This window comes from Corallococcus sp. CA053C, from assembly GCF_003611675.1.
Lineage (GTDB): Bacteria > Myxococcota > Myxococcia > Myxococcales > Myxococcaceae > Corallococcus.
Genome location: NZ_RAWA01000571.1, coordinates 1 through 4,842, shown reverse-complemented (window position 1 = coordinate 4,842; position 4,842 = coordinate 1). Strand labels below are relative to the sequence as shown.

Below are 4,842 nucleotides of genomic sequence, written 5' to 3'. Positions count from 1 at the left end.
GAGCGTCGGCCACCGGTGCACTGTCACGAGCAGCGCGCACCCCAGGGACAGCACGGAGTACACGCCCATCCCCGCCCACGCGCCCCGCGACGCCACCGCGACCGCCATGTTCAGGAACAGGAGGCCCTGGACGCCCAGCGCCAGGCGGCAGGGGAGCGGATGCTTGCGCCACAGCCCCATGACGAGCAGCGCCCCCGTCATGAAGAACAGGATGCCCACGAGGCGCACGTAGGGCCCCAGCGCCGCCATGGCGAAGCGCTGGAAGTCCTGGGGCGCCCAGGCCATCAGCCCCCCGAAGCACACCGTCACGCTGGAGATGAACACCAGCAGCAGGCCCTGTCCCCGGCGCAGGGAGCGCCGCTCCATGACGAGCAGGCCCATCAGGAACAGGTAGAGGATGGTGCCCGTGGGGCTGACGGGCAGGACGCTGACCGCCCACCAGTAGACCGCGAACGCCGCCAGCAGGAACGCACGCCCCACGCGCCCCACGAAGGCGGGCCAGGTCGGGTACATGAGCCCGAGCAGCACCATCGCCGCGCCCACCAGGAACACGCTGCCCAGCAGGCGGATGTGCGGGTAGATGTATTGGAACAGCGCGGCCCCGAACTCATAGGGGACGAACACCATCGTGGTGCCCACCACGATGCCGACCGCTACCGCGAACCATTCAACGCGTGCCCGCTCCAGGATTTCCACGGCCGGCACCCTCGCACAACCGGCCCCGGGTGTCGGGGCCAAGCTGCCTCCTGAACAGCCCGTTCGTCAGGTGCCTATCGTCGGCGCCACGCCTCGAGCAGGTGGCCCACCACCGTGTCCACCCCCACATCCCGTGTGACCTGGGTGAAGACGAAGGGCCCCTCGCCGCGCATCCTCCGGGCGTCGCGCTCCATCACCCCCAGGTCCGCCCCCACGTGCGGTGCGAGGTCTGTCTTGTTGATGATCAAAAGGTCCGACTGGGTGATGCCCGGTCCGCCCTTGCGCGGCACCTTGTCCCCGCCCGCCACGTCGATGACGTAGACGGTGTAGTCGGCGAGCTCCCGGCTGTACTGGGCCGCGAGGTTGTCGCCGCCGCTCTCGACGATGAGCAGCTCCGGGTGCAGCTCCTCCATGAGCTGCTCCAGGGCGAGCAGGTTGTGGCTGATGTCCTCGCGGATGGCGGCGTGCGGGCAGCCCCCGGTCTCCACCGCGCGGATGCGCTCGGGGGGCAGGGCCTGGTTGCGCACGAGGAACTCCGCGTCCTCTTTCGTGAAGATATCGTTGGTCACCACGCCCAGCCGGTACTGGTCACGCAGCTTCTTGCACAGCGCCAGCACCAGCGCCGTCTTGCCGCTGCCCACCGGGCCGCCAATGCCAATCGTGAAGGCGCGCTGCGCGTAATCGCGCCGGTGCGGCTTGTCGCGCGCGTCGAAGTGGCCGGGGTGGTCCAGCTCCTCGTGCGTGTGGTCGTGCCCGTCCTGCCCATGGCCGCGGTGGTCGTCGTCGTGCATGTCGCTTCCCCTTCGTCTCTTTCAGGACAGGAACAGCCTCGAATACAGCCGGTCGTGCGTGGCGCCCAGCAGGTCCCACAGCGGCGCGGGCTGCGCCAGGTCCTCCACGCCCAATGCCTTGCAGCGTCCGAGCACCGTGTCCAGGAGCGGCGTGGCCGCGTGCTGGAGCTGATGCGATTCGTGCGTGCCAATGACACCCATGCGCACGCCCGCGGACAGCGCGCCCCGGAGCGTGAGCGACAGGAAGAGCCGCTGCGCGTCCTCCAGGTCCACCTCCAGCGCGCACAGCACCGCGCCGAACACGGGCGCGTGGTGGAACTTCACCCCGGCCGCGCGGGCCCTGTCGCGCACCGGCCCCACCGCCTCCGGGAAGATGCGCGCGCAGGTGTCCAGGAAGGCCCGGCCCTGCGTGCGGCTCGCGCGGTGGGCGACGTGGTTGGACAGGAACACGTCCGCGCGCGCGTCCAGCGCTGGCAACGTGCCCGGTGCCTTCCACGCGTCATTCACCAGCGGCAATCCACCCAGCCCTGCCTGCCACAGGAGCGCCTCCACGAAGCGCCGCACGTCGGCCCCGCCGCGCACCTCGCCCTGCTGCACCGCGGCCTCCAGTCCCCCGGAGTGCGCGAAGCCGCCGGTGGGAAACCCCGAGTCCGCCAACTGCAACACCCTCCAGCCGGAGCCCATCGCAGTGCTTCTCCAGAACTTCAGAACAGCGAGTAGCGCTGGGCCAATGGCAGCCAGGTGGCGGGCTCGCAGCGCAACAGCTCCCCGTCCGCGCGCACCTCGTACGTCTCCGGATCCACCGTGATGACGGGCAGCGCGTCGTTGAGCCGCATGTCCTTCTTGCCCAGCTTGCGGCAGCCCACCACCGCGGACAGCCGCTTGGTGAGCCCCAGCCCCTGCACGGTGCCCTCCGCCAGCGCGCGCCCGGACACGAACGCAATGCTGGTGGAGCCCCGGGCCCGGCCGTGCGCGCCGAACATGGGGCGCATCAGGTACGGCTGCGGCGTGGGGATGGACGCGTTCGCGTCCCCCATCTGCGCCCACGCGATGAAGCCGCCCTTGAGCACCAGCTCCGGCCGAGCGCCGAAGAAGGCGGGCTTCCACAGCACCAGGTCCGCGAGCTTCCCCACCTCCACCGAGCCCACCTCGTGCGACAGCCCGTGGGCGATGGCGGGGTTGATGGTGTACTTCGCCACGTAGCGGCGGATGCGGAGGTTGTCGTTGTCGCCCGTCTCGCCGGACAGGCGACCGCGCTGCTCGCGCATCTTGTGCGCCGTCTGCCATGTGCGGGTGATGACCTCGCCCACGCGTCCCATGGCCTGGCTGTCGGAGGCCATCATGCTGATGGCGCCCAGGTCGTGGAGGATGTCCTCCGCGGCGATGGTCTCTCCCCGGATGCGGCTCTCCGCGAAGGCCACGTCCTCCGGAATCTCGCGGTCCAGGTGGTGACACACCATGAGCATGTCCAGGTGCTCATCCAGCGTGTTCACCGTGTACGGCCGCGTGGGGTTGGTGGAGCTGGGCAGCACGTTGGGCGCGCCGCACACGCGGATGATGTCCGGGGCGTGGCCGCCACCCGCGCCCTCCGAGTGGTACGTGTGGATGGTGCGGCCCTTGAACGCGGCCAGCGAGTCATCCACGTAGCCGGACTCGTTGAGCGTGTCGGTGTGGATGGTGACCTGCACGTCCTCGCCGTCCGCCAGCGTGAGGCAGGTGTCGATGGCGGCGGGCGTGGTGCCCCAGTCCTCGTGCAGCTTGAGTCCGATGGCGCCCGCGCGCACCTGATCCAACAGGCCATCCGGCAGCGACGTGTTGCCCTTGCCGGTGAGGCCGATGTTGAGGGGCAGCGTGTCCGTGGCCTCCAGCATCCGCTGGAGGTTCCACGCGCCCGGCGTGCAGGTGGTGGCGTTGGTGCCGGTGGCGGGGCCCGTGCCGCCGCCCACCCAGGTGGTGATGCCGCTGGCGATGGCCTCGTCCGCCTGCTGTGGGCAGATGAAATGGATGTGCGTGTCCAGGCCGCCCGCGGTGAGGATGAGCCCCTCGCCCGCAATGACCTCCGTGGTGACGCCCACCACCATGCCCGGCGTGACGCCCGCCATGACGTCCGGGTTGCCCGCCTTGCCGATGGCGGAGATGCGCCCCGCCTTGAGCCCCACGTCCGCCTTGTAGATGCCCGTCCAGTCCAGGATGAGCGCGTTGGTGATGACGCAGTCGAGCGCATCCGCGTCGCCCGCGCCCGCGCGCTGGCCCATGCCTTCGCGCAGCACCTTGCCGCCGCCGAACTTGCACTCGTCGCCGTAGACGGTGGCGTCGCGCTCCACCTGGGCCCAGAGGCCGGTGTCTCCCAGCCGCACCCGGTCCCCCGTGGTGGGGCCGAACATGTCCGCGTAGTGGCGGCGATCCATTCCGCGGCTCATGAGCGCTCCTCCGGCTTGTCGTTCGGGTGCTCGTCCTCGTGACCGAAGCCCTGCGCGCGCACGGCCTGGAGCAATCGCTCGCGGCCTTCATCGGACACCTTGCCGCTGCCCAGCGCGTTGCCGCCGCGCACCACCTGCTCGCCCGCGATGGGGACCAGCGACACGGTCTTCACCTCGCCCGGCTCGAAGCGCACCGCCGTGCCCGCGGGGATGTCCAGCCGGTGGCCGTAGGCGCGGCCCCGGTCGAACACCAGCGCGCGGTTCGTTTCCGCGAACGGGTAGTGGCTGCCCACCTGGACGGGCCGGTCGCCCCGGTGCGTGACGCGCAGGGAAATGGCCTTGCGGCCCGCGTTGAGCTCCAGCGTCCCGGGCTCCGCCTGCACCTGCCCGGGCGGGCCTTCCGGCGACGCGGGCGGCACGGTGAAGCGGTCCAGGGACGGCACCGGTAGGAAGCTGCCGTAGAGCGCGAGCGTCAGGTCCCCGTGCTCCGCCACCACCGGGTGGTGCACGGTGACGAGCTTGCTGCCGTCCGGGAAGGTGCCCTCCACCTGCACCTCCGCCAGCATCTCCGGCACGCCGTCCATCACCTGCGCGCGCCCGAGGAACCGGCGGCCCAGGTCCATCAACTCCGCCACGCTCCGGCCGTCACGGATGAACTCCAGCAACTGGGTGGCGATAAGGGCCACCGCCTCCGGGTAGTTGAGCCGCAAGCCTCGCGCCAGGCGCTTCTGGGCGACGACGCCCGCCTGGTGCAGCAGCAGCTTGTCCACGTCTCGGGGGGACAGGTGCATGAGCCCAACTCCCTTCACTTCCACCGGGTGCGGTGCATCGGTGCGGCAACAGGGCCCGACCCTAGCGCGACGCGTCAGGGTGGGCCAGGATGGGCAGCGGGCCGGTGTCTTCCAGTCCCCTCCGTCTTCCGCGCTCCCCTCCCC

4 protein-coding genes and 1 pseudogene are annotated in these 4,842 nt (G+C 70.7%); all 5 read right to left on the bottom strand.

Going from position 1 to position 4,842, the window contains the following annotated elements; translation table 11 throughout:
- Positions 1-696: pseudogene (locus D7V97_RS40100) on the bottom strand (sensor histidine kinase); the annotation flags it as partial.
- Positions 697-770: 74 nt separating this feature from the next.
- Positions 771-1,487 carry an urease accessory protein UreG gene (gene ureG, locus D7V97_RS40095; protein WP_120615839.1) on the bottom strand — a complete coding sequence of 239 codons (717 nt, stop codon included), beginning with the start codon at positions 1,485-1,487 and terminating at the stop codon, positions 771-773.
- Positions 1,488-1,508: 21 nt separating this feature from the next.
- Entirely contained in the window at positions 1,509-2,171 is a 663-nt protein-coding gene (locus tag D7V97_RS40090) for an urease accessory protein UreF (RefSeq protein WP_120615838.1), read from the bottom strand.
- Positions 2,172-2,191: 20 nt separating this feature from the next.
- On the bottom strand, positions 2,192-3,907 hold the full coding sequence (gene ureC, locus D7V97_RS40085; protein ID WP_120615837.1) for an urease subunit alpha: 1,716 nt from the start codon (positions 3,905-3,907) through the stop codon (positions 2,192-2,194).
- Positions 3,904-4,698, bottom strand: coding sequence for an urease subunit gamma (gene ureA / locus D7V97_RS40080; protein ID WP_120615836.1), 795 nt, complete (start codon positions 4,696-4,698; stop codon positions 3,904-3,906). Before ureA ends, ureC begins: the two co-directional genes overlap by 4 nt.
- Positions 4,699-4,842 lie beyond the last annotated feature (144 nt).